Below are 26,690 nucleotides of genomic sequence, written 5' to 3'. Positions count from 1 at the left end.
CCACGCACCGTGCGGGGCCACCCACCGACGTCGGTCCAGCGACCGGGCGGAAGCATCTCAAGGTGGTCCCGGACGGGTCGTGCGTGGTCTGGCGTGGGCCGGGTGGTGCGGTCAGGGCATCCGACCGGCACACGCCGGTCGGACGCCCTGACGGGTGCAAGGGACTCGGCCGCTCAGCGCCAGGGAGCCGTCCGGAAGCGACTCGCCCAGTACGCCGTTCGGTCCAGGTAGGCCGTCTCCGCTGCCTGTCCGTGCAGGCCGTAGGCCCCGGCGTACGTCAGGTAGCCGAAGCCGCCCGGCGGTGCCGAGTCGGCGGGCTCGATGGAACTGCCCTCGTGCCACTCGTTGAAGGAGGTCACCGACACCCACGTCGGTGAACCGCCGATCGCCGGGTCGAGGGCGTTGTTCCACTGCCTGTCGTAGGCCGCGCCGTTCGCCCGCTCCACGGTGGGCGTGGAGTTGCCGGGTACCGCCCGGTCGTCGAGGTACCCGGGCGCGACGGACGGGGCCCAGATCAGGCCGTTGGCACGGGCGTGGTCGCCCGCGTTCTTCCAGCCGGGCGCGGTCGCCCCCGCGATGCCGTCGTAGGTGTACATGCCGGAGAAGTGGGCGATCTTGCTGGTGTCGGTGGTCTGGGCCAGGACGATGCTGGTGTCGGTGACCTGGTCCAGCGGCGCCCAGTCGGTGATGTCCAGGCTCTGGAACACATAGAAGGCGCTCTTGTCGCCGTGTTCCGACGAGCGGTGGAAGGCCGGGTGGCCGCCGTAGGTGCGGTTGATGTACTCGATGTCGGCGACCGTCGAGGCAGCGCTGCGGCCCGCGTACGGCTCCAGGTGCCAGGCCACCTCGATGCCCTGCTCGTGCGCCGCGTCGAGCACGCCCCTCACGAGCCGGTCCTCGTAGCTGTCCCGGCCCCACCAGCTGTAGACGATCACGCCGGCGCCCGAACGGGCGACCCACTCCATGTGCCGGGCGACGGCGCCCTCGTAGTCACCCGAGTCGTACGGGCCGAGTGCCGGGTAGAAGTCGGCGCCGACGTCGTCGGGCGGGGTACGGCCGCCCTGCTGCCAGTGCCGCCAGCCGCCGTTGACCGCCGGGCTTCCGTACCACGGGTAGTAGAAGAGATGCACGTCGTCGGAGAGGGGGGCGGTGTGGGGCTCGGCGCCGAGACTGAACGTGTCGATGTCGAACAGGGCACCGCTGCCGCCGGTGAATCTCAGGAAGAGCGGTCCGGAGGCGGAGCCCGTCAGGGTCGTCGTGACGGTCGTGAAGGTCTCCCAGCCACCGGTCACCGGCACCGCCACCGAGCCGAGCACGGTACCCGTGGCCGATCCGGAGCGGACCTCGATGGTGCCGCCCGCGCCCGCGGACGACACCTTCGCCGTGAAGGTCCTCGCCCCGGCCGTGGAGACGGACGAGTAGCCGGCCCAGTCGCCGTTGTCGATGTAGCCGAGGGTCCGGCCGCCGCTGGCGGGCGCGTGCGCGGCCACCTGGACGCCGGAACCGGAGGTGTACGACTCGGCCTCCACCTGTACGGGGCCGGCCGGGACCGAGCAGTTCGCCGCGACCTGCCCGGCCGCGTACCGCACCCCGCCCAGCAGCAGGGAGCGGAAGGCCGGGTCGGCGTAGGACTCGACGGTGTGCCCGAGCCCGGTGTAGAAGGACCGGCCCTGGCCCTGGCTGTGGCACCAGGTGATGGGGTGGTCGGCGCCCATCGAACCGCCGCTGTAGCTGCTTTCGTCCAGGGTCTGCAGGACACGCACCCTGGGACGCGGGTTGGCCCGGTAGTTGTACCACTCGTCGGTCCGGGTCCAGGTGGCTCCGAGGTGGGAGGTGGCGGGGTGGCTCCGGTCCTCGTTCCTGATCACGGCCCGCTGGATGGCGGGGTGACTCTGGAACCAGGCGCCGACGAGCTGGCCGTAGTAGGGCCAGTCGTACTCGGTGTCGGCCGCCGCGTGCACGCCGAGGTAGCCGCCGCCGGAGTCGACGTAGGACTGCAGGGCGGTCTGCTGGGCGGAGTTGAGGACGTCACCGGTGGTGTTGAGGAACACCACCGCCTCGTAGTTCGCGAGGTTGCCGGCCGTGAAGGCGCCGGCGTCCTCGGTGGCCGTGACCGTGAAGTCGTTCTGCTGGCCGAGGGTACGCAGGGCGTCGATGCCGGCCGGGATCGCGTCGTGCCGGAATCCGGCGGTCCTGGTGAACACCAGGATCTCGAACGAGGCCGCGTGCGCCGTGCCCGCCGGGACGATCAGGGCGCCCAGCAGGGCCAGGATCAGGACCGCGCCGCCGAGGCGTAAGCGCCGTATGAAGCTGGTCATGACATCACCCCTTCTTCCGTGTCGTCGGGGAGGAGAGCGTGAAGGTGTCGACGTCGAAGAGGCTGCCGGAACCTCCGGTGAAGGTGAGGAACAGCGGGCCCGTTCCCGTGCCGTTGAGCGTGGCGTTGACGGTGGTGAACGTCTCCCAGCTGCCGGTCACCGGCACCGTGACCGAGCCGAGCAACGGTCCGTTCTGTGATCCGGAGCGGAACTGGAGGGTGCCGCCGGCGCCCGCGGAGGAGACACGGGCGGAGACCGAGGTGGCGCCCGCGGTGGAGACGGAGGCGTAGCCCGCCCAGTCGCCGTTGTCGATGTAGCCCAGGGTGAGTCCGCCGCTGGCCGCGCCGTGCGGGGCGGCCTGGACACCCGAGGCGGTGCCGTACGACTCCGCCTCCCACGGCGTGGTCGTGGTGGAGCCGGTGCCCAGGGTGAAGGCGTCGACGTCGAACAGGTTGCCCTGGCCGGTGGGGCCGCGGAAGACCAGGAACAGTTCGCTGGTGCCGGAGGGCGGGCCGGAGAGGTTGGCGGAGACGTCGGTGAAGGTGTCCCAACCCCCGGTCACCGGGACGGTCGCGGTGCCGAGCAGGCTCCCGGTGGCGGAACCCGCGCGCACCTCGATCCTCCCGCCCGTTCCCCCGGAGGACACCCGGGCGGTGAACTTCGTGGCGCCCGCGAGGACATAGGGCTTGAACGAGATCCAGTCGCCGTCGTCGGTGAAGCCGACCGTCCTGCCGCCCTCGGCGGTGCCATGGTCGGCGGTCTGGATTCCGGACTGGGCACCGTAGTGCTCGCCCTGGCGATGGCGGGGTTGCAGGGTGCGCACCGAGTGCGTGGTCAGGCCGTCCTTGTCGGTGTACTCGGCGTCGAAGACGCCGTAGAGGTTCGCGGCGCTGTCGTGCTCGCCGTCCTCCGGGACGAGGATGCTGCCCTGGCAGCCGTTGGAGGAGGTGATGGCGTGGGTGTGGCTGTCATGGCCGATGAGATAGGTGACCTTCACCTTCGAGCAGTCGATCGTGCCGTCCTCGGGGTCGCTGACCTGCACCCTGAAGGGCACGGTGTCCCCGAAGGAGAACAACTGCCCGTCCAGCGGCTGTTGCAGGGTCACCGTCGGCGCGGTGTTGCCCGCGGTGACGACCAGGCTGGCGGTTCCCGTCAGACCCTGTGGATCACGGACCGTCAGAGTGGGGCGATAGGTGCCCGCGGTGGTGTACGTGTGGCTGGGGTTGGCCTGTGTCGACGTCGCGCCGTCACCGAAGTTCCAGGAGTAGCTCAGCGCCCCGCCCTCGGGGTCGGCGCTGCCCTGCGAGGAGAACCGCACGGTCAGCGGCAGGGCGCCAGAGGTGCGGTCCGCGGACGCCTGGGCGATCGGGTTGCGGTTGCTGCCGCCGAGGTACTCGATGCGGTACAGACCCGCGTTGTTGCCGCCGGTGCCGTAGTCCAGGACGTACAGCGCACCGTCGGGGCCGAAGTCGGTGTCCATCACCTGGGTGCCGTTCCAGGGGACGTCCTCGATGGTGCCGTACGAGCCGTCGCTCTTGACCTCGATCGCCTTGATCCACTGGCGGCCGTACTCGGCGGCGAAGAAGCGGCCGTCGAGGGACTGGGGGAACTTGACGGTGGAGGTCGAGTTCGGGTCGTAGCGGTAGACCTCGCCGCCCATCGGGGACTCCGAGCCGCCGCCGAACTCGGGCGGCGAGCCGTCCAGACCGTACTTGATCCAGCTGGGCTTGGCGGCCGGCAACTGGGCGAGGCCGGTGTTGCGCAGCGAGTTGTTCGTGGGGCCGCCCGCGCAATTGTACTTCCCGGCGGACGGGCCGCTCGGGAACGTGTACTCGTTGTAGACCTCGTTCGTGGTGTTCGTCCCTGTGCAGTACGGCCAGCCGTAGTTGCCGGGCGAGGTGATGCGGTTGAACTCGACCTGGCCGCCCGGTCCCCGGTTGGGGTCGGTGCCGCCGGCGTCAGGACCGTAGTCGCCGAGGTAGACCGTGCCGGAGGGCCGGTCGACGGAGAGCCGGAACGGGTTGCGGAAGCCCATCGCGTAGATCTCGGGCCGGGTGTTCGCGGTGCCCGGGGCGAAGAGGTTCCCGGCGGGGACGGTGTAGCCCCCGGCGGCGGTCGGCTTGATCCGCAGGACCTTGCCGCGCAGGTCGTTGGTGTTGCCCGAGCTGCGCTGGGCGTCGAACTGCGGGTTGCGGTTGGTGCGTTCGTCGATCGGCGCGTATCCGGAGGAGTCGAACGGGTTGGTGTCGTCGCCGGTGCTCAGGTAGAGGTTCCCGGCCGCGTCGAAGTCGATGTCGCCGCCGACGTGGCAGCACTGGCCGCGGTCGTTGGGTACTTCGAGGACGACCTTCTCCCCGGCCAGGTCCAAGGTGCCGTCGCTGCGCAGCGTGAACCGCGACAGGTTGAGGTGGCCCTTCCAGACCTCGAAGTCGGCGGCGCTGCCCGTGGTCGGGGCGTCGCCCGCCGGAGTGTTCAGCTTCGGGGAGTAGTAGAGGTAGACGTAGCGGTTGGTGGCGAAGGCGGGGTCGACCGCCACGCCCTGGAGTCCTTCCTCGTCGTGTGTGTAGACGTCCAGTTTCCCGGCCTGCTTGGTGTTGCCCGCGGCGTCGGTAAGGCGGATCGTGCCGTCGCGCGCCGTGTGCAGCACGGAGCGGTCGGGCAGCACGGCCAGCGACATGGGTTCACCCAGTTCGGCGGCGCCCGTGGCGAGTTGTACCTGCTGGTAGTCGGAGGGCGGGAGGTCCGCCGGGGCGGCTGCCGCACGTGGGGGCACGGTGACGGCGGCGGCAAGGATCAAGGCCAGTGCGGTGAGCCATCGTAGCCCCGCTCCAGGGCGCTGAGACATGACAGAGCTTTCCTTCCTGACGGTGGGGGAAGTCAGGCAGGCGCGCGCCGGCCGCGCTTGCCGCATGGATCAGCGGTGCTCTTCTGCAGAGATATTGCGCGGCTCGTACGAAAGATTGTGCTGCTCTGCGAGTTATTTGCACAGTGGCGGCACGCGCTGTATTTGTCAAGGCTCTGTCAATATTCGGGGGTCAGCGGTGGCTCTCCGGCATGTCCCGTTCCGCATCGCCTCGGAGCGGTGCCGACGGGGCTGACGGAGCTGACGGAGCTGACGGGGCTGACGGGGCTGACGGCAATGGACGCGGACACGCCGGCCGCCCCGGTGCCCGAGGACGCCGTCGTCCGGCTGACGCCCCGGGTCTCATGCGGTGGCGACGACCGGCGGGTGTCCCCGTAGCCCTGGCGCGAGCACCAGGGTCACGGCGACGGAAGCCGCAGCCATGACCGTCATCGCCGTCCCGGGTGTGGTGAGTTCGGCGATCGTGCCCGCGAGCAGGGCACCGACGCCCTGCAGGGTGAGCATGCCGGAGGAGTGCAGGCCGAGGGCCTGGCCGCTCAGCTCGTCGGGGGTCAGCCGCATCAGGCGCTCCTGGAGCAGGAGGCTCGCCGCGAAGCCGACGGAGGCCAGGGTCACGGCGACCAGCGCGACGGACGGTCCCGGCTCCAGGAAGAACACCAGGTAAGGGGCGGCGAGCAGCAACCGCAGCGGGGCGCCGAGGCGCTCACGCCACCGCGGCGGGAGAAAGCGTCCGGCGAGCGTGTCGCCGACGAGCATGCCGAGGGCGGCGCAGGCGAAGAGCAGCCCCGCGTACCCGGGAGCATAGGAGACGTACAGCGACTCGCAGCCCACGACGAGTCCGTTCGGGACCCACAGCGCCAGGTAGACGTAGCGGCGGGGCGTGGACGACCACAGACGGGCGTTGACGCGCCAGGTGGCGGCGGCCGACGGACGGCCGACGGCGCGGGGCGGGCGGTCGGTGAGCCCGAGCCGGGTGGCGGCAGCGGCGGCCACATGGAGCAGCGCGCCGACGAGCAGCGCGCCCCGCGGCGACAGCAGGGCGACGAGGACCCCGCCGAGGGCGTAGCCGCAGATCTGAAGGGTGCCCACGGCCATGTTGAGCACCGAGCGGCCCAGCAGAAAGCCGTCCTTGGTGAGGATCTCGTTGAGCAGGCCGAAGCGGACTCCCCCGCCCACCGAGGCGATCAGACCTTCGGCCGCCAGGACCGCGAAGACGGCCCACACCGGCAGCCCCGGAACGGCCTGGACGCCGGTGGCCACCGCGAAGATCAGAGCGAGGCCGGTCATGGCGGCGCGCGGGCGGAGCCGGTCCGCGGCCGACAGCAGCGTGGCCGCGCCGACGACCTGGGCAAGGGAGGGCCCGAACATGGCGAGGGCGGACAGCAGCGGGGACCCGGTGGCGGAGTGGACCAGGGTGCCCAGGGCCAACCCGCTCACCGTCGAGGCAGCCACCGACAAGGCGCTGGTGGCGAAGAGCGAGGTGAACTCCGGTGTGCGGAAGAGCTCTTGGTAGGTGCGCATGACGGGAAGTGTCCGAAGGGCCGCTGGGGCGGCGCTAATGTTTCGCAGGGAGGCGAAACAATGGGACTGTGGCTGCTCGATGCGGACACCCTGGCGCGCAGTCGATTCGTGATCTCCCCCTTGGCCGAGGCGGTTGCCGCCCTGGTCGACCTGGAGGAGGCAGTGGCCTCCCACCCTGTGCAGGAGAAGTGGTTGACGGCCCATCTGCCGGCCTATCGCGAACGACTGGCACGGGACCCGGTCGCGGCGGCCGTGGTGCGGGCCGGGTTCCGGTACAGCTGGATCGCCGACTTCCTGATCCCCGCTCCGGTGGGCGACGGCGTCCCGCTCATCGACGAGGAACTGCACCGCATCCGGACCGTCTCGCCCGCGACCGCCCGCGCGGACCTGAGGACCGCCCTGGGCAGCGGCTCCCTTCCCCACGCGCTGCGCCGCGACGACCTCCCCGAACGCTCGGCCGCCGTGCTGGAGTGGGTGTGGACCCGGACGGTGCTTCCGGACTGGGAAAGGCGCCGGCGCGTCCTCGAGGCCGATGTCGTCGCCCGCACCAGGCAGTTGGGCGACGGCGGGTGGGCCACCGCACTCGACGCCCTGCGCCCCCGCACCCGCTGGCTGGGTGAGGGCCGACTGCAGATCAACGCCCACGACAATCCGCCCCGCGACATCTCCGGCGCACAACTCCTGTTCGTCCCCGTCACCCCACGCCGCGGCTGGGTGACCTGGGACGAGCCCCACCGGTACGCCGTGATGTATCCGTGCTCGGGCGTGCTGACCGGGGAGGAGGCCCGTCCGGCACCCCAGGCGCTGCGCGCCCTGCTCGGTGCGGGACGGGCCCGGATCCTCGTACTCCTGGGCACCCCGATGAGCACCTCGCAGCTGGTGGCCCTGACCGGGCTGGCACTGGGCTCGGTGGGACGACACCTGAAGGTGCTGCTGGACGCGGAACTGGTCCGGCGGCGACGCGCGGGGCGGTCGGTGCTGTACTACCGCAGCGAGACGGGCGACTCGCTGGTCGAGGCGGTCCGGCACGGCCGGTCAGGGCTTCCTGCCTCGGTCACCGCGGAGTGACGCGCCGCGCGGGGCACCGTCCCGCGGCCACCTTCCCCTGGGACGATCACTGCCATGCCCCTCCCCCGGCGCGTGTGCCCTGCTGCAGGAGAGCGCGCGGCGGTCCTTGCCCTGCACGGCCGGATCTGCGATGACGCCCAGAAGCACAAAGTGCGGTCAGGGACGATGACTTTGCTCCACGGACACGGTCTTCTCCTTGAGCGCCCGTGGCGGACGTCACGCGTTGCGGCCCGGGCAGCGCCGTCCCTGACAGGAGAATCTCCCGCATGACTGATCCTGAACCGACCGGCAAGCGCAGTCGCGGCCCAGAGGTGTGGCCCCTGGTCCACGCCGAGCGAACGGCGCTCGCGACCGATCTCGCGGACCTGACCGACGAGCAGTGGGCGACGTCGTCGCTGTGCTCCGGGTTGACGGTGCGCGAGGTGCTGGCGCACCTCACCGCCGCTGCGAACCTCAACGCCCTGCGGTGGATGGCCGGTGTGTTCCGCTGCCGGTTCGACTTCGACAGACAGGTGGCCATGCGGCTGGCGGAGCAGCTCGGCGCGACCCCGGCCGAGACGCTGGAGCGATTCCGCCGCACGGTCCCCAGCACGACCAAGCCGCCCTTGCCCGCCGTCGCCATGCTGGGCGAGGCCGTCGTGCACGGAGAAGACATCCGGCGTCCGCTGGGCATCCGTCGCGCCTACCCGATCGAAGTGGTCACGCTGGTGGCTGAGTACTACCGCGGTTCGGACCTCGTGGTCCTCGCGAAGGGACGTATCGGCGGGTTGCGACTCGTGGCGGACGACGGCCCGTTCACGACCGGTTCCGGGCCACTCGTCTCCGGTCCCACCTTGGCCCTGGTGATGGCGATGACCGGGCGCGCGACCTCCTGCGACGATCTCCGGGGGGACGGAGTGGAACTCCTCCGCGGACGCTGCGCGGCGGCGTGACCGTGCTGAGCGCCGGGCTGAACGGCCTTGTCCGGTCGCGGACCTCGATCGGGCGAGGCCGCCCCCTGGTCGGTCGCCACGTGGCAGGGGATGCCCGCTGCGGAGTTCGGCGCGGTCGGATCGTGGACATGGCAGTATGAAGCGGTGACCGCTCTGCCGGACGACCGGCCGCCGCTGCTCAGCGAAGCCGACCGCGACACGGCCGTGCGACGCTTGCAGGAGGCCTACGCCGAAGGGCACATCTCGCACGAGGATCTGGACGAACGCCTCCACCAGGCGCTCACCGTCAGGACACACGGCGAACTCGCGTCGGCCATGGCCTCGCTTCCGGAGGAGAAGGCTGCCGCCACCACCACGATCGGCGCCGCCGGCGGACGGATCCGGCGGCGCGGCAGGTGGCGGGTACCTCGGAGCCTCAAGGTGGCGTCCGCGTTCGGAAGGGTGCATCTCGATCTGTCACGGGCCGTCATCGAGCATCCGGTGGTGGACATCGAGCTGCAACTCGGCACCGGCAACGCCAAGATCACGGTGCCGCGCGACGCGATCGTCGACGTCGAGGCCCTGCACACCGGGTGGAAGGACACGCTCTACAAGCCTTCCCGGCGCTCCCGCGCGGACGGCCCGAGGGTGCGGATTTCCGGAACCATGGGGTTCGGGCGGTTGAAGATCCGCCACGCGCGGCGCTGAGGCTCCGCCCGCCACCAGCAGCAGCTGCCTCCGGCGCTCCTTCGTCGTCGCTCGGAAGCCGGCGCCGGGTTGTCACGCGTCGGGCGGCATCAGTACATGAGCAAGTCGAGGTCATTTGCCGCGGTCGGCCCCTTGCCGATCCGCACACAGGCTGGACAGTGATGAACAGGCTGCCCAACAACCGCATGGGTGAGCGTCGCCTGATTCACCATCGGTGCGTTGCCGGGGTGGCCTCACCGGCCGCACACGAGTCGACCAGTCGGTCTGTCCGGATTCACCGGCGACCGTCGCGGTCGTCCAGGCGGAGCGCATCGCACACCGAAGGGCCCCCGCACGTCACGTCCTTGCGGGAGCCCTTCGTCCAGCCGCCTGCCGGTGAACGTGGAGAAGACGGTCACGAGCAGGACATCCACGGCCTGTTACGCCGTCACGGTGCGAGCAGAAGGCTGTCGCCGCGCTCCTTGGCCGCGGCGTAGCGCCTGGCGACGTCCTGCCAGTTGACGACCTGCCACATGGCCTCGATGAAGTCGACCTTCTGGTTCTTGTACTGGAGGTAGAAGGCGTGCTCCCAGGCGTCGAAGACGAGGATCGGGGTGGAGCCCTGGCCGACGTTGCCCTGGTGGTCGTAGACCTGCTCGACGATCAGTCGGCCGCTCAGCGGCTCGTAGGCGAGAACGCCCCAGCCGGACCCCTGCGTCGTGGCGGACGCCTTGGTCAGCTGCGCCTTGAAGGCGGCGAAGGAACCGAAGGACTCGGCGATCGCGCCCGCCAGTTCACCGACGCCGTCGTTCTCCAGGGGCTCGCCGCCGCCGTCCCCGGTCATGTTGTGCCAGTAGATGGAGTGCAGGATGTGGCCGGAGAGGTGGAAGGCCAGGTTCTTCTCCAAGCCGTTGATCGAGCCCCACGACTCCTTGTCCCGCGCCTCGGCGAGCTGCTCGAGCGTGTCGTTCGCGCCCTTCACGTATGCCGCGTGGTGCTTGTCGTGGTGCAGCTCGATGATCTCGGGGCTGATCACGGGAGCGAGCGACGAGTAGTCGTACGGAAGTTCCGGGAGCGTGTAAACCGCCATGTCCAACGTCCTCCGACGTTCATGCGAATGATGTGCAGCTGCACGCTAACAGCAAGAGCGAGGGGTTTTCGATCAGGCATGGGGCCCAGGTCCTCTGTCGTGTCGCAGGCCAGGGTGGTCAGCCGCAGGTGGCGGGCCGCGGATGGCGAGGGGGCGGGCCGTGGGTGACGCCCTGGGTGCGGCGGCTTCCCTGGCGCTGCCGTGACGGGGCATCACCCCAGGGGAACGCGGGGACCGACGGGCCTTCGGCCGGAGGACGGGGCGCCCTCAGCAGGTCGGTGTCGGAGGGCAGGAGTTCCCGCGCCTGGTAAGGGGCGCTGAACATGGGTGGGTAATACGGCAGGTGAGCTCGTGGGTATGCTCACCGCCATGCCGTCGGCCGTCCTCCGCTCCTCTCTGTCACCGGGCCCGATTCCGACACCTCCGCGCGGCCCTTCCCCACCGGCCACCCCCTGTCGGCGATCACGACAGGAGCCGCACGGGCCCTGTCCCGACCAAGAGCAGCGAGAACACCTGTGACCACGTACGCCTACGAGAAGGACGGCGCGGCCATCTACCGCCAGTCCTTCGCCACCATTCGCGCGGAGGCAAACCTCACGGGCCTGCCGCCCGACGTCAGTCAGGTCGCGGTACGGATGATCCACGCCTGCGGGATGGTCGACCTCGTACAGGACCTTGCCTACTCGCCCGCCGTCGTGACCCGCGCCCGTGAGGCCCTGCGCGCGGGCGCTCCTGTCTTCACCGACGTGCGGATGGTGGCGAGCGGAGTGACACGCAAGCGGCTGCCCGCCGACAACGACGTGATCTGCACGCTGTCCGACCCCGCTGTTCCCGAGCTGGCCGCGAAGCTCGGGACCACGCGCAGCGCCGCAGCGATGGAGTTGTGGCGCGATCGCCTGGAGGGTTCGGTCGTCGCCGTCGGCAACGCGCCCACCGCTCTGTTCCGGTTGCTGGAGATGATCCAGGGGGGCGCGCCACGGCCGGCTGCCGTCATCGGTGTCCCGGTCGGATTCGTCGGTGCTGCCGAGTCGAAGGAGGCCCTGGCCGCGAACACATCCGGCCTGGAGTATCTGGTGGTACGGGGCCGCCGGGGCGGCAGTGCCATCGCCGCCGCGGCGCTCAACGCGATCGCCGACGAGAAGGAGTGAACGAGGCGAAGTCACCTGCGGGGTGACGGTAACGGCTGACGCTCGGGACGCGACGCGCGTTCGCCGCGGGCGGCGCGCCGCCCGCCCGCGACCCGAATGGGCGCCCTGCTCGGGCATGACAGCGCCACGCCCTGACCGACACCGATCACGGGTCACGCCGGTCACGCCGGTCACGCCGGTCACGCCGGTCAGGGTGGCGCGGGACCAGCGCGGCCCCCGGAGAGGCCGGCCTTCCCCCTCGGCGTGCCGGCCTTCAACCGCCGTCCGGGAACCCACGGGAGTGGAGCAGTTCCTCTGTCCACCGGGCCGCTTCTTCCGGCTCGCCCACCACCCGTACCCCCTGGGGAACCGGCGGTCGACGGACCACGACCACCGGCAGCCCCGCTTCCCGCGCCGCTGTGAGCTTCGGTGCCGTCGCGGCCCCGCCGCTGTCCTTGGTCACGAGTACGTCGATGCGGTGGCGGCGCAGCAGTTCACGCTCGCCGTCGAGGGTGAAGGGGCCACGGTCGAGGAGCACCTCCGCACTTGCCGGGCAACGGGTCCGGGGCGCGTCCACGGCCCGTACGAGGAACCACAGTTCGTCCAGGTCGGCGAAGGCGGCCAGGCCCAGGCTGCCCGTGGTGAGGAAGACGCGTCGGCCGACCGCGGGGAGCAGTGCCGCGGCTTCCTCCAGGGAGCCGGTCTCGTGCCAGACGTCGCCCGGCACCGGAACCCAGCCGGGGCGCCGCAGCGCGAGCAGGGGCACCTGGGCGGTGGCAGCGGCGCGGGCCGCGTGGAAGCTCATCCTCCCGGCGAAGGGGTGGGTGGCGTCGATGAGGGCGTCCACCCGGTGGTCGCCCAGCCACGCGGTCAGAGCCGCCACCCCGCCGAATCCGCCGATCCTGGTCCCGCCCGGAGGAAGCCGGGGATGGCTCACCCGCCCGGCGAGAGAGGTTGTCAACTCCAGGCCGGGGGTCCGGGGGTGGAGCAGTTCGGCCAGACGGCGGGCTTCCGCGGTGCCTCCGAGTATCAGTACGTGCATGAGGGTCCGGATCCGATCATGAGCAGCGAGACGCAGGGTGCCGCAGGGTGCCGCGGGGTCCAAGGCAAGCACACCGGAGGACTCGGCGTGGAGAAAGCTGTCGCCGTGTACTTGATCGTCCTGATACGACATGGGGATGGACACTGAAGCATGGGATCGCACAGACCTTCTGCTTGCCGAGCGGGCATGCGAACGCCTCATCGTCGAGTTCGTGCACAAGCTCGATCTCGGTGACCCTGGCGACGTGGCCGATCTCTTCACGGACGACGGGTTCTGGGAGTGGGCGGAGGGCGACCGTCGGATCCAGGGCCGTGACGCGCTGCGTTCGTATTTCGCCGGTCGGCCGGCGGACCGGCTCTCTCGCCGGATATGCACGAACATCCTGGTCACCGTCACGTCCGAGGCGACAGCCTCCGCGACCACGTACTTCACGACCTACCGTGTCGACGGACATCACGGCGGTCTCGTGCCGCCTCGTGCCCCGACGCAGGTCGGCCACTACGAGGACTCGTTCCGCGAGGTGGACGGTCGTTGGCTGCTCAGTTCGCGCTCGTTGTATCTGGCCTTCGCCGGACCGACCGAGCGGCTCGAGGGAGCAGCCGAGACGTGAGCCCGCCCCCAGCTCTGGCGCGAGGCACAGGAGAGCGACGTGGGCGGGGCATTCTGGAGTGATCCGTACTGCGGGAGCCCGTCAAAGCTGCCGCAGTACAGAAGTCCGTCCGGCGACAGCACCTCGACACGTCATCCGCCTGCTCGCGCAGAGGTGTTGAAGGACTTCTGCACGGCCCACTGGGTGACCGGCATGGCCTGTCGCCACCCGGTGAAGCCCCCCACGGGCACGGCATGCGCGACGGCGAGCCGCATCAGCTCGCCGCCGCGGCGGTGGTAGGCGTCCGCGAGCAGCGCCTCGGACTCCAGCGTCACGGTGTTGGCGACCAGCCGCCCACCGGCGGGAAGCGCCTCCCAGCAGGCGTCGAGGAGACCAGGCGCGGTGAGCCCGCCGCCGACGAACACGGCGTCGGGTGAGGACAGTTCGGCCAGCACGGCGGGCGCGGAACCCGTGACGACCCGCAGACCCGGAACACCGAGCCGATCGGCGTTGGCGGTGATGCGTGCGGAGCGGACCGGGTCGCGCTCGACGGCGACCGCGCGGCACGACGGATGGGCGCGCATCCACTCGATGGCGATCGAGCCGGACCCGCCGCCGATGTCCCACAGGAGTTCACCGGGACCGGGCGCCAGGAGGCCGAGCGTGGCGGCGCGGACGTGTCGCTTCGTGAGCTGGCCGTCGTGCTCGTACGACTGGTCCGGGAGGCCGGGCACCGCGCCGAGGCGGAGCGTGTCGGGGGCGCGACGGCAGTCGACGGCGACGATGTTGAGCGGGTCGCCGGGCTGCCGCGCGTCCGGCCACTCGTCGGCCGTGGTCTCCCGCAGTGTGCGTTCCCCGGGACCGCCGAGTTGTTCCAGGATCCGCATCCGGCTCGGGCCGAAGCCCCGGTCCCGCAGCAAGCGGGCGACGTCGCCGGGCGTGGTCGCGTCGGCGCTGAGGACGAGCAGTCTCCGGCCGTCGTGCAGGGCCGCCGCGAGGCGGGCGGTGGGGCGGCCGACGAGCGTGACTACTTCGACGTCCTCCAGTGGCCAGCCGAGGCGGGCGGCTGCGTAGGAGACGGAGGAAGGGTGAGGCAGGATTCGCAGGGTGCCCGCCTCCTGGACCTCCTCGGCGAGCGCGCGCCCGATGCCGTAGAACATGGGGTCCCCGCTCGCCAGTACCGCGATCCGGCGGCCGGCGTGCGCCGCGAGGAGGCCGGCGACCGCGGGGCGTAGGGGCGAAGGCCAGACGATCCGCTCCCCGCCGCACTGCGGTGGCAGCAGGTCCAGCTGACGTGGACCGCCGATCAAGACCTCAGCCTCGCGGAGGGCGGTGCGCGAAACGTCCGCTATGCCGTCCCAGCCGTCGGCCCCGATACCGACGGCGGTCACGGCGGCACCGGGGAGTGCTGGACGTGCGGAGGTCACAGCTCGACACCTCGGGATCCGGGGGCGGTTGGCGGGGCGACTCCGGCGCACTCTACTGGGCGACGATCAGCGCGTCCTCGGGCAGGGCGATGCTTCGACAAGGTCGCGCGGGTCTTCGGGCCGCCGTACCCGGGCGGTCCGGCCCGGCGACCGGACCGCGAGCTCGGGAGCTCCGCGTGCCGTCGCCCTCCCGCGCCCGCTGACCGCTCCGCGCGATGATCCGTACGCCTTCTCCCCCCGGGCTTCAGGCCCGTAGCCGAGGCTGTGGGGGGACTGCGGCGCGATGATCGCGTCTCGATTGCGAGAAGGTCCGCGTCGCTGGTCGGATGATCGGGGTGGTCTGGGGTAGAACGAATCTCGGCACTCGATCGTCGAGAGCCGGAGCATGCCCGTGTGGGGCTGTTCCCGGGCATGACAGAGGACTTGCAGATGGCCAGCGGCACCGTGAAGTGGTTCAACTCCGAGAAGGGATTCGGGTTCATCGCCCAGGACGGCGGGGGCCCGGACGTCTTCGCCCACTACTCCGAGATCCAGGGCAACGGCTACCGGGAGCTCACGGAAGGCGAGCACGTCACCTTCGAGATCGGCCAAGGACAGAAGGGCCCGCAGGCCCAGAACATCGTCCGCGGCTGACACGCGACACGCGGTAACGTCCAGTGGGTTACGGATTGGGTAGCCCACTGGACGATCGGTGTTCCTGCACCGCCGGCCCGCGCATCACTCGCACGCATGTCGAGCTGCACGCTTCACCCTCGGCCGGTTCCAAGGGGACGGGCCTGCGGCTCCTTGGGCTGCTTCGGCTCCTTGAGCTCCTTCGGCTCCTTCCGCAGCCTCAAGGGCTGTCGTGGACTCGCCACGCTTCTGAAAACGCTTCGCTTTCCACCGAGGACCCCGCGTGAGGCGGTCCATCGCGGGCATACGCGTGACGACAGCTACTGGCCGACTCCCCTCTCAAGGAGGCTCACCGTGCTGGGCATCATCGCGGCGGTCCTGTTCTTCATCGCCTTCCTCATCAACGCGGCGGAAATCTCCACGAACGACGCCTTCGCCTCGACCAACGTCATGCTGATCGGGCTCACGGTGCTCGCCCTGCACGTCGCGGGGATCGGCAACGGCTGGGCTGCCCGCGGCCGCAGGCGTTGACCCTCCGGCCGCCCGGCTTCGGTGGATCGCTCGGCAGGTCGGCCGGTTCCGGCGGTACTCGCGGCTGCGCCGGCGGAGGGTCCGGACTCGTTCCGATCAGCGGGCTCCCGGCCCTTGACCGGTCGTGAGCGACCTCAGGTCGTCAACGACATCAGATCGTCAGTGATCTCAGGTCGGCCCAGCGGGACGCCCGGGCGGGGACCGGATCCCGCGCCGCCATCGGGCGTTCCGGGCCCTTCCCCCGAGCTTGGCGGTCGGCCGTCCACGGCATGCGCCGCGCGGACGACGTCTCGGCTAGGACTCGTGCGCCACACCCCGATGTCCGTCCGACGGTGCCCGCAGCAGACGGTCCAGCTCGTTCCCGGCCTCCTCGTACCCGGCGTCCGCGATCCGCTGGAGCTCGCGCAGGTCTCCCGCCGCCACCGCGCGCCGCGTGAGCAGCAGCCCGGCGCGCGGGGACCCCTCGTCCAGCAGTTCGCTCAGCTCCTCGACCTCGCCGGCTTCGTCGGCAAGATCGGCCAGCCGGTCCAGGGCGGCCTCGTTGCCCTCGTCGGCAAGATCGCGGAGGGTGTCCCGATCGATACTCGTGTTCGTCATGGCGCCATCCTGCAACCCCGCCCCTGGGGAAAGGTCAAGTGGGACAATGGCCGGGTGATCACCATCGGTCAGCTGGCACGGTACGCGGGCGTGTCGATCAAGACCGTCCGCGTCTATCACGACAAGGGCCTGCTCCCGGAGCCCGAGCGCGACGCATCCGGCTACCGGCGGTACGGGGCGCAGGACGCCATCGACCTGATCAAGATCCGGACGCTCGCCGAGGCCGGCGTCCCCCTGGCCCGTATCCGGGAACTGAGGTCAGCGAACGCCGAGGAGTTCCAGCAGGCTCTGGGCGAGATCGACGCCCAGCTCACCACTCGCATCAGCGACTTGAGGTCGACGCAAAGCCGACTGCGTCAGCTCGCGGCCGGACATCTGGCACCACTGCCCTCCGAGGCCGTCGCACTGCTGGAGAACCTGACTCGCTGGGGATTCACGCCTCGATGGGTGGACCTGCAACGCGACCTGTGGATTCTCGTGTTCGCCACCCATCCCGACGGCGCCGGCTCACTGTTGGCCGACCAAGCCGACATCCTGGCCGACCCCGCGCTACGGCAGGTCTTCCTCGCCTACGACCAGGCATACGACCTCGACGCCGACGACCCTTCGCTCAACGACCTCGCCGACGGGATCGTCTCGGAAACGCGAAGGCGCTACAGGGACGGCGAGGTGCCCGAACTGAAGGGCGTGTCCGACATCCCCGCGCTCATCCAGGGAACGATCAACGCCTCCTCCCCGGCCTGGCAACGCCTCGACTCGCTGATTCGCGCGGAACTCGACGCCTGACCCGGGTGCTGACCCACGGGGTCCCGCCCGGCCGAGCACCACTCGGCCGCCGGAGAGCGCCTCGCGGCTCGAAAGCCCGGTCAGAGATCTATCACTCGTGCGACGAAATACCCGGCGACGACCAGGCAGCCGATCACGATCAGGGACATCCAGAGCCAAGGATGCTCCCAGATCCCCCCGTCGGGCCGCTCGGGGTGGGCCTCGGCTGTCGATCCCTCCGCGGGAGGCGTCTCACCGGGAGGCTGCAATGACTCGGTCATGGTCACACCTCGGGTCGTCGAAAGCGGTGGGATGGGGCCGTCGTCGAACTCCACACTCGGGATGAACTGACACACACAGGATAATTCGGATCCGCCGGCACGGCTGGATGCCATGGAGGACGCACAGACCAGCCCCGATGCACCGTGACGCCGGTTCTTGACACCGCACAGGGTCCGCGGCATCAAGAGCGGGCGCGCTGCAGCCGCCGGCGTCCGCCTCACACGTCAGGGCCGAGAGGGTCTGGGCCGAGAGGGTCGAGGTAGACCTCGTCGACGCAGCACCACGCCCACGACTCCCCCGGCTCCACGGAACGCATGACGGGATGCCGACTGGACTCGAAGTGGGCGGCGGCATGCTTGCCGGGTGAACTGTCGCAGCAGCCGACGCGGCCGCAGGACAGACACTGCCGAAGGTGCACCCAGTCCAGTCCGCGGGAGACGCACTCCGGGCACACCGCACCCCGCGGCGCGGGCGCCTGCCGCAACGTCCCGACGTGCCGGCAACTGCGACCCTCAGGCCGCCCCCCGTCCCGTCGAACCACCCAAGAGCCCATGGACCTCCCTCCGACGGCGGACGCCGCGGAACCTCATCCGGCCACAAGTGAAACCAATGCCTCACAGGAGGCGGAATACGTCATTACAGCACCAAGCACTACCAGCGAAGGGATGATTCCCATGACCGCTCGTGTTGCGGGCGCCGCCCTGGCCTGCGCTGCCGCCGTCGTCCTGACCGTCACCGCCGGCGCCCCCTCCCTCGCCCAGACGCAGGCCCAGGACGATCAAGCCACCGTGTCCGTCCTGCACGGCGTCCCCGACTTGACGGTGGACGTCTACGCCGGGGACAAGGAACTGATCCCCGACTTCGAACCCGGAACTCTCACCGACCCGATGAAACTGCCCGCCGGCTCCTACGACATCAAGATCTTCGAAGACGGCAAGGGACCTGAGGGCACGCCGGCCATCGAGAAGACCGTGGACGTGCCTGCCGGGGCGAACGCGACCTTGGTCGCTCATCTGACGGCCGACGGGAAGCCCGCTCTGGACGCTTTCGTCAACGACACGTCCGAGGTGCCCGCCGGCGAGGCCCGGCTGACCGTGCGCCATGTCGCCGCCGCACCCGCCGTCGACGTCCGCGCCGACGGAACACCGGTGTTCAAGGAACTGGAGAACCCCGAGCAGGCCACGGGTGAGGTTCCCGCGGGCAAGGTCTCCGCAGACGTCGTGCTGGCCGGCGCCGATACGGTCGCGCTCGGCCCGGCTGAGCTGAACCTGCCCGAAGGCAGCAACACCGTGGTGTACGCCTGGGGCAGCGCCCAGGACGAGAACCTGGCGCTGAAGACACAGACGGTGCCCTGAACACACTCCGCCCCTGGAGACATCTCGGCCGGTGAGGACGGGCATGCCCGGCAACCGGACACCACGCCCCGGCTTCACCTGCGCGCGAGACGCTCCACCACCGTGACGGCCTCCGCCAGCCCCGGCGGATGCGGCAGCCCCGGGACGGTCTGACCCGCCCATCCCGGACCGAGCATGAGAACGACCGGTTTCCGGCGTGCTCCTCGCACCCCCCACTCGATCGCGGCGACATGCTGCGCGAGCGGCCGGCTGGCGGTGCTGCGGGACTGCGCCCAGAGGCCCACCGCGACCGGCCCTGTCCTGCGCACGGCGGCCACGAGCGGCTCGTAGGGAAGAGCGCCCCCGAACATGCGGATCGGGAGTTCCCGTTCGGCCAGCGCGGCGGCCAGTACCTCCAGCGGCAGAGTGTGGCCCTCCGCCGGCACGCAGGCGAGCACCGTGGTCCGGCCGTCCCGCTGAGCGGCAGCGGGCGCAGCGTGGCGTCGCAAGGCGCCGGAGACGTGCCAGGACAGAAAGTGCTCGACCTCCACGTACCTTTCCCCGGAGCTCTCCCATTTGCGCCCGACCGCCTGCAGCGTCGGCATGATCACCTCCGTCCAGGCGAGGATCAGGCCGTGTTCCTCGATCGCCGCGCCCAGCAGCCTGTCGAGAGCCGCCGCGTCGAGGCGCAGAGCGGCGCGGGCCACTCCCTTGCACTCCTGACGCACGTCACCGAGCCGTAGTCCCGAGCCCGCCCTGCCGCGTTCACGAGTCGCGGGCCGGCGGGAGGGAGCGGTGCCCTTCCGAGACAGTGGCGCGTCCGGACGGGTCTCGCCGAGCGCCAGTCGGGCGGCCTCGGCGGGTGGCAGCCCGGTCGCCGTCAGATCGCACATCCGTTCCAGCCGGGCGACGTCGGCCGTGGCCCAGCGGCGATGACGGCCCCCGGTGCGCGCGGCGGGGCCGAGAGCATAGCGGCGGTCCCATGAGCGGACCGTGGTGGGCGCGACCCCCAGGCGCCTCGCCACCTCACCCGTGGTCAGCCGGCTCCCGCGCGGCACTCCATCGTCGTTCCCCATCACCTCACGCTCCCGCGATACGACGCATGAACGACGCATGTTGTGTGCGTCGTTCTCGCCCATAACACTGATATACACCCCTTCACACAAGAGGACATATCGCCTGATTGTTCGGCCGAGAGCTCTCAGCGCCAGCACGGGACGCACGGCAGCAGGAGGAGGCAGGGCCATGACCACGCACACGCGTACCGCAGGCGCCCGCTCCCCGTTCGCCGAGGCACATCCCGACGAGAACGAGGAATACCTGGACGAGAACGCGGTGGCCAGCGGGCTGCGCGCGGCCGACGAGAGCGCATTCGTGGCGCTCTACCTGCGCTGGGGCCCGCTGGTGCACACCATGGCCACCCGCTCACTCGGCGACGCGCACGAGGCCGAGGACGTCACCCAGCAGGTGTTCATCGGCGCCTGGCGCGGACGGGCGGGATTCCGTCCGGAGCGGGGGTCGCTGGGCGCCTGGCTCGTCGGCATCACCCGCCGGAAGATCATCGATGCCCTGGCGGCCAGGACACGACGCCTGACACTGATCGACTCGGTAGCCGGCGACACGGTCGTACGGCAGTCCGGGGAAGGGGCGGAACGCGACGTCCTGGACCGCGTGCTCGTGATCGACGCCATGTCCCGGCTGCCGCGCCGCCAGCGTGAGGTGCTGTGCATGGCCTTCTACGGGGAGCTGACGCAAACCCAGATCGCGCAGCGGACCGGATTGCCCTTGGGCACGGTCAAGAGCCACTCCCGACGCGGCCTGCACCGGTTGCGGGAGGCGATCGAACTGACCGGGACGGACGAGCACGCCGCGTAGCGGTCAGAGGCCCCGGGCCTCCGAGACCTCCGGGACCGTTGTGTCTCCGGGACCGCACCGCCGTCCGCCCGCGGCTTTCCCAGGCGGACGGCCACCGCACGCGAGCCGGTCCTACGGCACTCGTCGCGGTTCACGGAACTTCCCTCGGATCTCCCTGCGGGCCGGGAGCCTGGCGGCGTCCGCTCCTGGGGTTCGCGCGTGCCGCGCTAAGCCGGACGGCGCACGGCAGCGGTTGGTGCGCGTTCCCATGGAGGCGGCCCTTCAGCCACCCGACTGACCTGTGGTTTCCCCGGTTTCGGATGCGGCTGGCGTCCTCCTTGCCGGCCCGGCCGTGCGGTGCGGCGGCTGCCGGGCAGGCACCGCGGCCACACAGTGGTAACGGCGGTCCGCCCCGCCTCTGTCCGTCTCAAGGAGCCACCCCCGTGCCGCAGCAATCCGCACTCCAGGAACTCTCCGGGATCGCGCCCAAGCTCGTCGAGGTCACCACCGAGGTCCTCCTCGGCGACATCTGGGAGCGACCCGGGCTCTCTCCCCGCGACCGCAGCCTGGTCACCGTGGGCGTGCTCGCCGCGCTCCACCTCGGCGAGCCACTCGGCCACCATCTCCGCCTCGCCCTGAACAACGGACTGACGGTGGAGGAGCTGTCCGAGGCGATCACGCACCTCGCCTTCTACGCCGGCTGGCCGAATGCCATCTCCGCGATCACCCTCCTGAAGAAGGCCGTGGAAGAACGGGCGGCCTCCTCCTGACGCATGGCGGGCCGTCAGGTGAAGCGGCCCGCCGACGGACGCGCAGAGGACGTCCGAGTCGATGTGACGTGTTCGCGTAAGTACGCCGCGGCCCCCGCGTCGGCCCAGAACGGTCCCGGCGGCACCGGTGGTACCGCGACCGCGCTCCAGGCCCCGGCGTTGCCGCCGCCGCTCAGCCCACCGGCCCGCGCACCCGGTGGGCGCGGACCGCTCAGCCGGAGGCGAGGCGTGCCAGGTCGGACACGAAATCCGTGTTCCCGGTCTGATGCACGACGGTCAGCTCCTCCGAGGACACCTTCCAGCCGTGCGACGTCCTCCGCAGGCCGATCACATTGCGGGCGTACAGGGTCCAGTCGGTGGCCGACCGGTCCGTGCCCAGGCCCGGGTGGTGGTGCAGGGCCTCCAGGTGCAACCGGACCGTGGCCGAGTCCCCGTCGACGTCCGCGCAAGGCGTGGTGATCATGTGCTGGGTCAGCGGGATCGCACCGACAAACTCGCTCATGGTGCGTTTCAAGGTGTCGGCCTCGACCTCGCCGGCCAGCGGGAAGACGCCCCCGTAGTCGACGGTCACCACGTCCGTCCACAGCGAGCGCATCCCGTCGAAATCCTTGGCGTCGCAGAGCTGGAAGTACCTGCCGACCACGTTGATCACGTCGAAGGCGTCCGGCGTCGGATGATCCATGCGTCGCGCTCCCTCTGCCGTTCCTGGTCAGCCGCGTCTCAGCGGGATTCCTCCGCGGCACTATGCCGATCGCGCGCGGCATCCCCCTCGACCGCCGCCGGTGTGTCGCTCACATTCCGTCAGCGTTCGCCGCGCGGCGGCACTCGGCAGCCGGCGGTTCCGTGATCCCGTCCAGGCCGACACGGCACAGCACGGCACGGCCGTAGGCGACCGATTGTGGGACATACCAGTAGATTCTCGCCGTGGCTTTGAGATGTCACCCATGGCAGACGTCCCCCTCGTCGGCTGGGACTCCCCCGTTCGTCGACGACTCCCCGTCCGGAGCGCACCGTTGAGGTCCTACACCGTCTCGACAGACCGTCAGGTCCTGAACTGGGCCCGCCCGGCCTGGACTTCCAGAGCTGCCACAGGGGCCGCCGCTCCACGGCGGGCGAACTTCGACGCCGCCCTTTACCGGAGTATGGAAGGACAACCCCGCCGATGACCGATCGCACAACCACGTCCCGAGCCGACCTCCGTGGGTTTCGCACGGGCGACGGCCCGCAGGTGGTGGAGGTGTGGCGGCGCAGCGCGCCCGCCGACGCCGTCACCGCGGACCGCTTCCGTTCCCTGGTGCTGCTCGACGTCAACTTCGATCCGGAGGGTCTTCGCGTGGCCGTCGAGGGCGACCGTGTCGTCGGTGCGGCCTGGGCGGTGCGGCGCCTGACCCCGATGACCGGCACCGACCTGGAACCCGAGCAGGGCTGGATCCCGTTCTTCTTCGTCGACCCGGGCGCCCGCCGGCGCGGCCTCGGCCGCCGGCTGCTCGCCGAGGCCCTGGAATGGCTGCACGGCCACGGCCGCACCCGGGTGGACTTCTCCTCGTACACGCCGAACTACGTGCTGCCCGGCCTGGACGCCGAGGCGTATCCCGAAGCCGCGCGGCTCCTGGAGTCCCTGGGCTTTCGCACACTGTACGAGGCGGAGGCGATGGACCGCGGCCTGGTGGGGTACCGCTTCCCCCCGGATGTCGCGGGCCGCGTGGAGCAACTGAGGGCGCGGGGCTACCGGTTCGTCACACCGTCCGACGACGACCTGGTCGACCTCTTCGCGCTCGCCGGGAACCACTTCGGGCCGGACTGGGCGTGCACGATCCGGGCATGTCTGGCCGCGGGCACGCCGCTCGACCGGATCGTCGTCGCCCGGGACCCCTCGGGACGCCTGGTCGGCTGGGCGATGCACGGCGCGTTCGACGCGGTGGACGAGCGGTTCGGCCCGATCGGCGTGCTGGAGGAGTTGCGCGGCACCGGACTGGGCGAGATCCTCCTGCACCTCGTCCTGGAGCGGATGCGGGCCCGTCGCGCGCACTCCGCGTGGTTCCTGTGGACCGGCGCGCAGTCCCCGGCAGGCCATATGTACCGCAAGACCGGCTTCACCACGACCCGCGTGTTCCGCGTGATGCGCCGCGAGGGCGCTCGATGACGCCGGCACGCCGCACCCGCGGCCCGAGCCGCCGCCACTTCGCGCTGGCGCTCCCCTCGGCACTGCTGGTCTCCGGATGCGCGTCACCGCCCCGGGGCACCGGGCGGCCCGGCGACCCGATCGTCCTCACCCTGCTCACCCACTACGCGAGCGGGGTGCTCGAGGAAGCCCTCCAGGGCCCGGTCGACGAGTGGAACGCCGGCCACGAACGCGTCAAAGTGCGCACCAAGGCGGTCGAGTTCACGGATCTGCTGACCACTGTCATGGTCCGGCAGGCCGCCGGCCAGGGCGCCGACCTCCTCCACCCGTACTGCTTGTGGAACGGCCAGCTGGTCCAGGCCGGCGTGCTGCGGCCCGCTCCGCGGGAGCACGCCGAGGAGATCGCACACGGCTACAGCGAAGCCGCGGTCGACTCCGCCTCGGTCGGCGGCCGGATCTACGGCTACCCCACCGAGGTGCAGACGTACGCCCTCTACTACAACAAGCGGCTGCTGCGCGAAGCCGGCTTCGACAGCCCACCGCGCACCTGGCGGGAGCTGGAGGAGACCGCCTACCGCACCGCCAGGCGCGACCGGTACGGCAACACGTTGGTCCAGGGGTTCGGGCTCTCGACCGCCGACGACTCCACCACCGTCGGCCAGACACTCGCCCTGCTCAACGCCGCCGGCGGCATGTTCGTCTCCCCGGACGGGCGGAGCACCGCCATCGACTCGCCCTCCGGCCGGGCCGTGTTCGATCTGCAGCACCGCCTGGTCGCGGGCGGTGCGAGCGCCCCCGGTGTCAACGTCTACAAGGCGTTCCGGTCCGGTCAGGTGGCCATGGTCGTCAGCGCCGGCTGGTGGACGGGGAGCCTGAAGGCCCTGATGGGCGAGGACTACCGCGACGTCGGCGTCGCACCGCTGCCCCTCCCCGAGGCGGACGGCAGACGCGCCACGCTCTCCACCGGCTTCATGCTCGGGGTCAACGCGGCCGCCAGGCATCCGCGCGCGGCCTGGGAGTTCCTGCGCTGGCTGAACACCGAGAAGGTGGACGTCCGGGGCGCAGGAGAGGGCGGGAAGGCGACCCGGATGAGCTCCCTCCAGGTCTCGGCCGGCTCCCTGACCGGCCGCGCCGACGACATGCGCGCGCTCCTGGGCGCCCACAGCGACGCGAACCTGCGCCCCTTCCTGGACGCGCTGGCGTACTCGGTGGCGGAACCGAACGTGCCCGGCGCGCAGCAGGCCAAATCCCTGCTGCGCAAGAACATCGAGGCGCTGTGGACCGGTCAGCAGTCGGTCGACCAGGCGTTGCGCAGCACCCGCCGTCAGGTCGACCGGGAGGTGTCGCGCTCATGGTGAACACACTCACGCCGGCCACGGCCGAGCGGGCGGCACCCGGCACGCGCTCCGCGGCGCCCGCCGTCGACGGCCGTTCCCGGGCCCGGCGCCGCCAGGCCGTGGTCGCCTATCTCTTCCTGGCGCCGACGCTGCTGTTCTTCGCCGTCTTCCTGTTCCTGCCGCTCGGTTTCGCGCTGCTGCTGTCGATGTCCCGCTGGGCAGGTTTCGACCTCGGCGGCATCCAGCCGATCGGCACGGACAACTTCACGGGCCTGTTCGCGCGGGGGTCGACGTTCCTGACGCCGATCCTCACCAACACGATGCTGTTCGCCCTCGGCACCGTGGTCCTCTCGCTCGCCGGCTCCGTGATCGTCGCCACGTGCATCGACAACCTGCGGTTCCAGGGGCTGTGGCGCACGCTGTACTTCCTGCCGATCGTGACGACCGTCGTCGCCGTCGGCAACGTGTGGAAGTACATGTACGAGCCCGGCGGCCTCGTCAACGGCGTCCTGAACTCCCTGGGGTTCGGCTCCGTGGCCTTCCTCCAGGATCCGGACACCGCTCTGCCCTCGGTCGTCGTCGTCCACGCGTGGGCCTCGGTCGGCTCCGCGATCCTCGTCCTGACCGCCGGACTGAAGTCCATCCCCGAGTCGTACTACGAGGCCGCGGCGCTCGACGGCGCCGGGCAGGTCACCGTCTTCTGGAAGATCACACTCCCTCTGCTGCGGCCGTCCCTGCTGCTCGTGTGCGTCACCCAGTTCATCAGCGGGCTGCAGTCGTTCGCGCTGATCACCGTGATGACCAAGGGCGGGCCGGGTGACGCGACCGACGTCGCCGCCCTGGAGATGTACCGGCAGGCCTTCTCGTACGGCCAGTGGGGCCCTGCGAGCGCCGCCGCCTTCGTGCTCTTCGCGGTGGTCCTGGTGGTCACCCTGGGGCAGTTGTGGATCTTCCGGCGGAAGGAGGAGGACGTATGATCCGCCGCCGTTTCCCGTGGCTTTCGTATCTGGTGGTCGTGACCGGTGCCGTGCTCACGGTGGTGCCGTTCCTCGACATGGTGATGACGTCGTTCAAGGGGGCGGGTGAAGCGGGCACGCTGCCGTTCCGGTTCCTGCCCGAGGCGTTCGACACGTCGAACTACCGGGCGGCGATCGATCAGTTGGATCTCCCGGTGCTCTTCCGCAACAGCGTCGTCGCGACCGCCGTGATCACCGGATCGGTGCTGATCACGTCGTCGCTCGCCGGCTACGCGTTGGCCAAACTCCGCTTCCCCGGCCGGGACTTGATCTTCCGGATCGTGCTGTCGACGATGATGTTCCCGCCGTTCCTCTTCTTCATCCCGCACTTCCTGATCCTGGTGCACTGGCCTCTCGCGGGCGGCAACGACCTGTTCGGGCGCGGAGGCGCGGGCCTGACGGTCAGCGTCGCGGCGCTCACCATGCCGTTCCTCGTCAACGGCTTCGGCATCTTCCTGATGCGCCAGTTCATGGTCTCGATCCCGGACGAGGTCCTGGAGGCCGCGCGGATCGACGGTGCCGGCGAGTTCGGCGTGTGGTGGCGGATCGTCGTCCCGCAGACGATGCCCGTCGTGCTGACGCTCGGCCTGCTGACGTTCGTCCAGGCGTGGAACGAGTACCTCTGGGCGCTGCTCGTCTCGACCGCCAACCCGGACGTGATGACCATGCCCGTCGGCATCCAGTTCCTTCAGGACTACGTGGACCCGACGCGCACGATGCCCATCGTCATGGCCGGTCTCGTCCTGAGCGTCCTGCCGGTCCTGATGCTCTTCCTGCTGCTGCAGAAGTACTACATCCGCGGCGTGATGCTCAGCGGCCTCAAGTGA

At 70.6% G+C, this 26,690-nt stretch carries 26 protein-coding genes and 1 pseudogene; 16 read left to right on the top strand and 11 right to left on the bottom strand.

Features of this window, described 5'->3' with window-relative positions:
• Positions 1-173: 173 nt before the first annotated feature.
• From ACWCPM_RS18665 to ACWCPM_RS18655, 3 genes are all read right to left on the bottom strand, one after another.
• Positions 174-2,318, bottom strand: a complete 2,145-nt coding sequence (locus ACWCPM_RS18665; RefSeq protein WP_450977287.1) for a ThuA domain-containing protein — start codon at positions 2,316-2,318, stop codon at positions 174-176.
• A 4-nt stretch (positions 2,319-2,322) separates the two neighbouring features.
• Positions 2,323-5,163, bottom strand: coding sequence for a carbohydrate-binding protein (locus tag ACWCPM_RS18660; RefSeq protein ID WP_450977286.1), 2,841 nt, complete (start codon positions 5,161-5,163; stop codon positions 2,323-2,325).
• Between the two features lie 360 nt (positions 5,164-5,523).
• On the bottom strand, positions 5,524-6,702 hold the full coding sequence (locus tag ACWCPM_RS18655; RefSeq protein ID WP_450977285.1) for an MFS transporter: 1,179 nt from the start codon (positions 6,700-6,702) through the stop codon (positions 5,524-5,526).
• A gap of 60 nt (positions 6,703-6,762) precedes the next feature.
• Here ACWCPM_RS18655 and ACWCPM_RS18650 point away from each other — a divergent pair, with 60 nt between their 5' ends.
• From ACWCPM_RS18650 to ACWCPM_RS18640, 3 genes are all read left to right on the top strand, one after another.
• Positions 6,763-7,770, top strand: a complete 1,008-nt coding sequence (locus tag ACWCPM_RS18650; RefSeq protein ID WP_450977284.1) for an ArsR/SmtB family transcription factor — start codon at positions 6,763-6,765, stop codon at positions 7,768-7,770.
• Positions 7,771-8,036: 266 nt separating this feature from the next.
• A complete protein-coding gene (locus ACWCPM_RS18645; RefSeq protein WP_450977283.1) occupies positions 8,037-8,702 on the top strand; it encodes a maleylpyruvate isomerase family mycothiol-dependent enzyme in 666 nt (221 codons plus the stop codon).
• Between the two features lie 144 nt (positions 8,703-8,846).
• Entirely contained in the window at positions 8,847-9,389 is a 543-nt protein-coding gene (locus ACWCPM_RS18640) for a DUF1707 SHOCT-like domain-containing protein (RefSeq protein WP_450977282.1), read from the top strand.
• Positions 9,390-9,816: 427 nt separating this feature from the next.
• Here ACWCPM_RS18640 and ACWCPM_RS18635 read toward each other — a convergent pair whose 3' ends face one another.
• Positions 9,817-10,458: a superoxide dismutase gene (locus ACWCPM_RS18635; RefSeq protein ID WP_450977281.1), complete on the bottom strand. Its 642-nt coding sequence runs from the start codon at positions 10,456-10,458 to the stop codon at positions 9,817-9,819.
• A gap of 515 nt (positions 10,459-10,973) precedes the next feature.
• On the opposite strand from ACWCPM_RS18635, the gene ACWCPM_RS18630 reads away from it, so the two are divergent.
• Positions 10,974-11,606 carry a precorrin-8X methylmutase gene (locus tag ACWCPM_RS18630; protein ID WP_450977280.1) on the top strand — a complete coding sequence of 211 codons (633 nt, stop codon included), beginning with the start codon at positions 10,974-10,976 and terminating at the stop codon, positions 11,604-11,606.
• Between the two features lie 253 nt (positions 11,607-11,859).
• On the opposite strand, the gene ACWCPM_RS18625 is transcribed toward ACWCPM_RS18630, so the two are convergent.
• Positions 11,860-12,627 (bottom strand): cobalt-precorrin-6A reductase, encoded by a 768-nt coding sequence (locus tag ACWCPM_RS18625; RefSeq protein ID WP_450977279.1) that lies wholly within the window; start codon positions 12,625-12,627, stop codon positions 11,860-11,862.
• A 136-nt stretch (positions 12,628-12,763) separates the two neighbouring features.
• Between ACWCPM_RS18625 and ACWCPM_RS18620 the strand changes: the two genes are divergently transcribed.
• Positions 12,764-13,237, top strand: a complete 474-nt coding sequence (locus tag ACWCPM_RS18620; RefSeq protein WP_450977278.1) for a nuclear transport factor 2 family protein — start codon at positions 12,764-12,766, stop codon at positions 13,235-13,237.
• A 131-nt stretch (positions 13,238-13,368) separates the two neighbouring features.
• Here ACWCPM_RS18620 and cbiE read toward each other — a convergent pair whose 3' ends face one another.
• The gene (gene cbiE, locus ACWCPM_RS18615; RefSeq protein WP_450977277.1) at positions 13,369-14,643 is read right to left on the bottom strand and encodes a precorrin-6y C5,15-methyltransferase (decarboxylating) subunit CbiE; all 1,275 of its coding nucleotides are present in this window, start codon (positions 14,641-14,643) and stop codon (positions 13,369-13,371) included.
• An 81-nt stretch (positions 14,644-14,724) separates the two neighbouring features.
• Here cbiE and ACWCPM_RS18610 point away from each other — a divergent pair.
• The 3 genes and pseudogenes from ACWCPM_RS18610 to ACWCPM_RS18600 form a co-directional block, all read left to right on the top strand.
• Positions 14,725-14,878: pseudogene (locus ACWCPM_RS18610) on the top strand (tRNA (adenosine(37)-N6)-threonylcarbamoyltransferase complex transferase subunit TsaD); the annotation flags it as partial.
• Between the two features lie 194 nt (positions 14,879-15,072).
• Positions 15,073-15,276 (top strand): cold-shock protein, encoded by a 204-nt coding sequence (locus tag ACWCPM_RS18605; RefSeq protein WP_386644927.1) that lies wholly within the window; start codon positions 15,073-15,075, stop codon positions 15,274-15,276.
• 333 nt (positions 15,277-15,609) lie between these two features.
• Entirely contained in the window at positions 15,610-15,786 is a 177-nt protein-coding gene (locus ACWCPM_RS18600) for a hypothetical protein (RefSeq protein ID WP_450977276.1), read from the top strand.
• A gap of 294 nt (positions 15,787-16,080) precedes the next feature.
• Here the strand turns inward: ACWCPM_RS18600 and ACWCPM_RS18595 are convergent, their stop codons facing one another.
• Positions 16,081-16,383 carry a hypothetical protein gene (locus ACWCPM_RS18595; RefSeq protein ID WP_450977275.1) on the bottom strand — a complete coding sequence of 101 codons (303 nt, stop codon included), beginning with the start codon at positions 16,381-16,383 and terminating at the stop codon, positions 16,081-16,083.
• 54 nt (positions 16,384-16,437) lie between these two features.
• Here ACWCPM_RS18595 and ACWCPM_RS18590 point away from each other — a divergent pair, with 54 nt between their 5' ends.
• Entirely contained in the window at positions 16,438-17,169 is a 732-nt protein-coding gene (locus ACWCPM_RS18590) for a MerR family transcriptional regulator (protein WP_450977274.1), read from the top strand.
• A gap of 80 nt (positions 17,170-17,249) precedes the next feature.
• Here the strand turns inward: ACWCPM_RS18590 and ACWCPM_RS18585 are convergent, their stop codons facing one another.
• Both ACWCPM_RS18585 and ACWCPM_RS18580 read right to left on the bottom strand, forming a co-directional pair.
• The gene (locus tag ACWCPM_RS18585; RefSeq protein WP_450977273.1) at positions 17,250-17,429 is read right to left on the bottom strand and encodes a DUF6480 family protein; all 180 of its coding nucleotides are present in this window, start codon (positions 17,427-17,429) and stop codon (positions 17,250-17,252) included.
• Between the two features lie 218 nt (positions 17,430-17,647).
• On the bottom strand, positions 17,648-17,983 hold the full coding sequence (locus tag ACWCPM_RS18580) for a UBP-type zinc finger domain-containing protein (protein ID WP_450977272.1): 336 nt from the start codon (positions 17,981-17,983) through the stop codon (positions 17,648-17,650).
• A gap of 121 nt (positions 17,984-18,104) precedes the next feature.
• On the opposite strand from ACWCPM_RS18580, the gene ACWCPM_RS18575 reads away from it, so the two are divergent.
• The gene (locus ACWCPM_RS18575; protein WP_450977271.1) at positions 18,105-18,785 is read left to right on the top strand and encodes a DUF4397 domain-containing protein; all 681 of its coding nucleotides are present in this window, start codon (positions 18,105-18,107) and stop codon (positions 18,783-18,785) included.
• Between the two features lie 74 nt (positions 18,786-18,859).
• On the opposite strand, the gene ACWCPM_RS18570 is transcribed toward ACWCPM_RS18575, so the two are convergent.
• A complete protein-coding gene (locus ACWCPM_RS18570; RefSeq protein ID WP_450977270.1) occupies positions 18,860-19,840 on the bottom strand; it encodes a MerR family transcriptional regulator in 981 nt (326 codons plus the stop codon).
• Between the two features lie 169 nt (positions 19,841-20,009).
• On the opposite strand from ACWCPM_RS18570, the gene ACWCPM_RS18565 reads away from it, so the two are divergent.
• Both ACWCPM_RS18565 and ACWCPM_RS18560 read left to right on the top strand, forming a co-directional pair.
• The gene (locus ACWCPM_RS18565) at positions 20,010-20,639 is read left to right on the top strand and encodes a sigma-70 family RNA polymerase sigma factor (RefSeq protein WP_450977269.1); all 630 of its coding nucleotides are present in this window, start codon (positions 20,010-20,012) and stop codon (positions 20,637-20,639) included.
• Between the two features lie 422 nt (positions 20,640-21,061).
• Positions 21,062-21,388: a carboxymuconolactone decarboxylase family protein gene (locus ACWCPM_RS18560; RefSeq protein WP_450977268.1), complete on the top strand. Its 327-nt coding sequence runs from the start codon at positions 21,062-21,064 to the stop codon at positions 21,386-21,388.
• 211 nt (positions 21,389-21,599) lie between these two features.
• Here the strand turns inward: ACWCPM_RS18560 and ACWCPM_RS18555 are convergent, their stop codons facing one another.
• On the bottom strand, positions 21,600-22,070 hold the full coding sequence (locus tag ACWCPM_RS18555; RefSeq protein ID WP_450977267.1) for a nuclear transport factor 2 family protein: 471 nt from the start codon (positions 22,068-22,070) through the stop codon (positions 21,600-21,602).
• A gap of 480 nt (positions 22,071-22,550) precedes the next feature.
• Here ACWCPM_RS18555 and ACWCPM_RS18550 point away from each other — a divergent pair, with 480 nt between their 5' ends.
• Genes ACWCPM_RS18550 through ACWCPM_RS18535 form a run of 4 tightly spaced genes read left to right on the top strand, consistent with a single transcriptional unit; the run spans position 22,551 to position 26,690 of the window.
• Positions 22,551-23,531, top strand: coding sequence for a GNAT family N-acetyltransferase (locus ACWCPM_RS18550; protein ID WP_450977266.1), 981 nt, complete (start codon positions 22,551-22,553; stop codon positions 23,529-23,531).
• Positions 23,528-24,868, top strand: a complete 1,341-nt coding sequence (locus ACWCPM_RS18545; protein WP_450977265.1) for an ABC transporter substrate-binding protein — start codon at positions 23,528-23,530, stop codon at positions 24,866-24,868. Before ACWCPM_RS18550 ends, ACWCPM_RS18545 begins: the two co-directional genes overlap by 4 nt.
• Positions 24,862-25,824, top strand: a complete 963-nt coding sequence (locus tag ACWCPM_RS18540) for a carbohydrate ABC transporter permease (RefSeq protein ID WP_450977264.1) — start codon at positions 24,862-24,864, stop codon at positions 25,822-25,824. Before ACWCPM_RS18545 ends, ACWCPM_RS18540 begins: the two co-directional genes overlap by 7 nt.
• The gene (locus ACWCPM_RS18535; protein WP_450977263.1) at positions 25,821-26,690 is read left to right on the top strand and encodes a carbohydrate ABC transporter permease; all 870 of its coding nucleotides are present in this window, start codon (positions 25,821-25,823) and stop codon (positions 26,688-26,690) included. The genes ACWCPM_RS18540 and ACWCPM_RS18535 overlap by 4 nt, the downstream gene beginning before the upstream one ends.

Source organism: Streptomyces sp. NPDC002309 (genome assembly GCF_053593375.1).
The sequence above is the reverse complement of the archived record's forward strand: the minus strand, read 5'-3'. Positions and strand labels throughout refer to the sequence as shown.

Excerpts from the sequence above, each read along its gene's own strand:
- ACWCPM_RS18635 (WP_450977281.1), bottom strand. The coding sequence starts at position 10,458 with ATGGCGGTTTACACGCTCCCGGAACTTCCGTACGACTACTCGTCGCTC.
- ACWCPM_RS18540 (WP_450977264.1), top strand. The coding sequence starts at position 24,862 with ATGGTGAACACACTCACGCCGGCCACGGCCGAGCGGGCGGCACCCGGC.
- ACWCPM_RS18585 (WP_450977273.1), bottom strand. The coding sequence starts at position 17,429 with ATGACCGAGTCATTGCAGCCTCCCGGTGAGACGCCTCCCGCGGAGGGA.
- ACWCPM_RS18665 (WP_450977287.1), bottom strand. The coding sequence starts at position 2,318 with ATGACCAGCTTCATACGGCGCTTACGCCTCGGCGGCGCGGTCCTGATC.
- ACWCPM_RS18550 (WP_450977266.1), top strand. The coding sequence starts at position 22,551 with ATGACCGATCGCACAACCACGTCCCGAGCCGACCTCCGTGGGTTTCGC.
- ACWCPM_RS18650 (WP_450977284.1), top strand. The coding sequence starts at position 6,763 with ATGGGACTGTGGCTGCTCGATGCGGACACCCTGGCGCGCAGTCGATTC.
- ACWCPM_RS18570 (WP_450977270.1), bottom strand. The coding sequence starts at position 19,840 with ATGGGGAACGACGATGGAGTGCCGCGCGGGAGCCGGCTGACCACGGGT.
- ACWCPM_RS18565 (WP_450977269.1), top strand. The coding sequence starts at position 20,010 with ATGACCACGCACACGCGTACCGCAGGCGCCCGCTCCCCGTTCGCCGAG.
- ACWCPM_RS18580 (WP_450977272.1), bottom strand. The coding sequence starts at position 17,983 with ATGGGCTCTTGGGTGGTTCGACGGGACGGGGGGCGGCCTGAGGGTCGC.
- ACWCPM_RS18645 (WP_450977283.1), top strand. The coding sequence starts at position 8,037 with ATGACTGATCCTGAACCGACCGGCAAGCGCAGTCGCGGCCCAGAGGTG.
- ACWCPM_RS18575 (WP_450977271.1), top strand. The coding sequence starts at position 18,105 with ATGACCGCTCGTGTTGCGGGCGCCGCCCTGGCCTGCGCTGCCGCCGTC.
- ACWCPM_RS18555 (WP_450977267.1), bottom strand. The coding sequence starts at position 22,070 with ATGGATCATCCGACGCCGGACGCCTTCGACGTGATCAACGTGGTCGGC.
- ACWCPM_RS18595 (WP_450977275.1), bottom strand. The coding sequence starts at position 16,383 with ATGACGAACACGAGTATCGATCGGGACACCCTCCGCGATCTTGCCGAC.
- ACWCPM_RS18605 (WP_386644927.1), top strand. The coding sequence starts at position 15,073 with ATGGCCAGCGGCACCGTGAAGTGGTTCAACTCCGAGAAGGGATTCGGG.
- ACWCPM_RS18660 (WP_450977286.1), bottom strand. The coding sequence starts at position 5,163 with ATGTCTCAGCGCCCTGGAGCGGGGCTACGATGGCTCACCGCACTGGCC.
- ACWCPM_RS18545 (WP_450977265.1), top strand. The coding sequence starts at position 23,528 with ATGACGCCGGCACGCCGCACCCGCGGCCCGAGCCGCCGCCACTTCGCG.
- ACWCPM_RS18535 (WP_450977263.1), top strand. The coding sequence starts at position 25,821 with ATGATCCGCCGCCGTTTCCCGTGGCTTTCGTATCTGGTGGTCGTGACC.
- ACWCPM_RS18655 (WP_450977285.1), bottom strand. The coding sequence starts at position 6,702 with ATGCGCACCTACCAAGAGCTCTTCCGCACACCGGAGTTCACCTCGCTC.
- ACWCPM_RS18625 (WP_450977279.1), bottom strand. The coding sequence starts at position 12,627 with ATGCACGTACTGATACTCGGAGGCACCGCGGAAGCCCGCCGTCTGGCC.
- ACWCPM_RS18620 (WP_450977278.1), top strand. The coding sequence starts at position 12,764 with ATGGACACTGAAGCATGGGATCGCACAGACCTTCTGCTTGCCGAGCGG.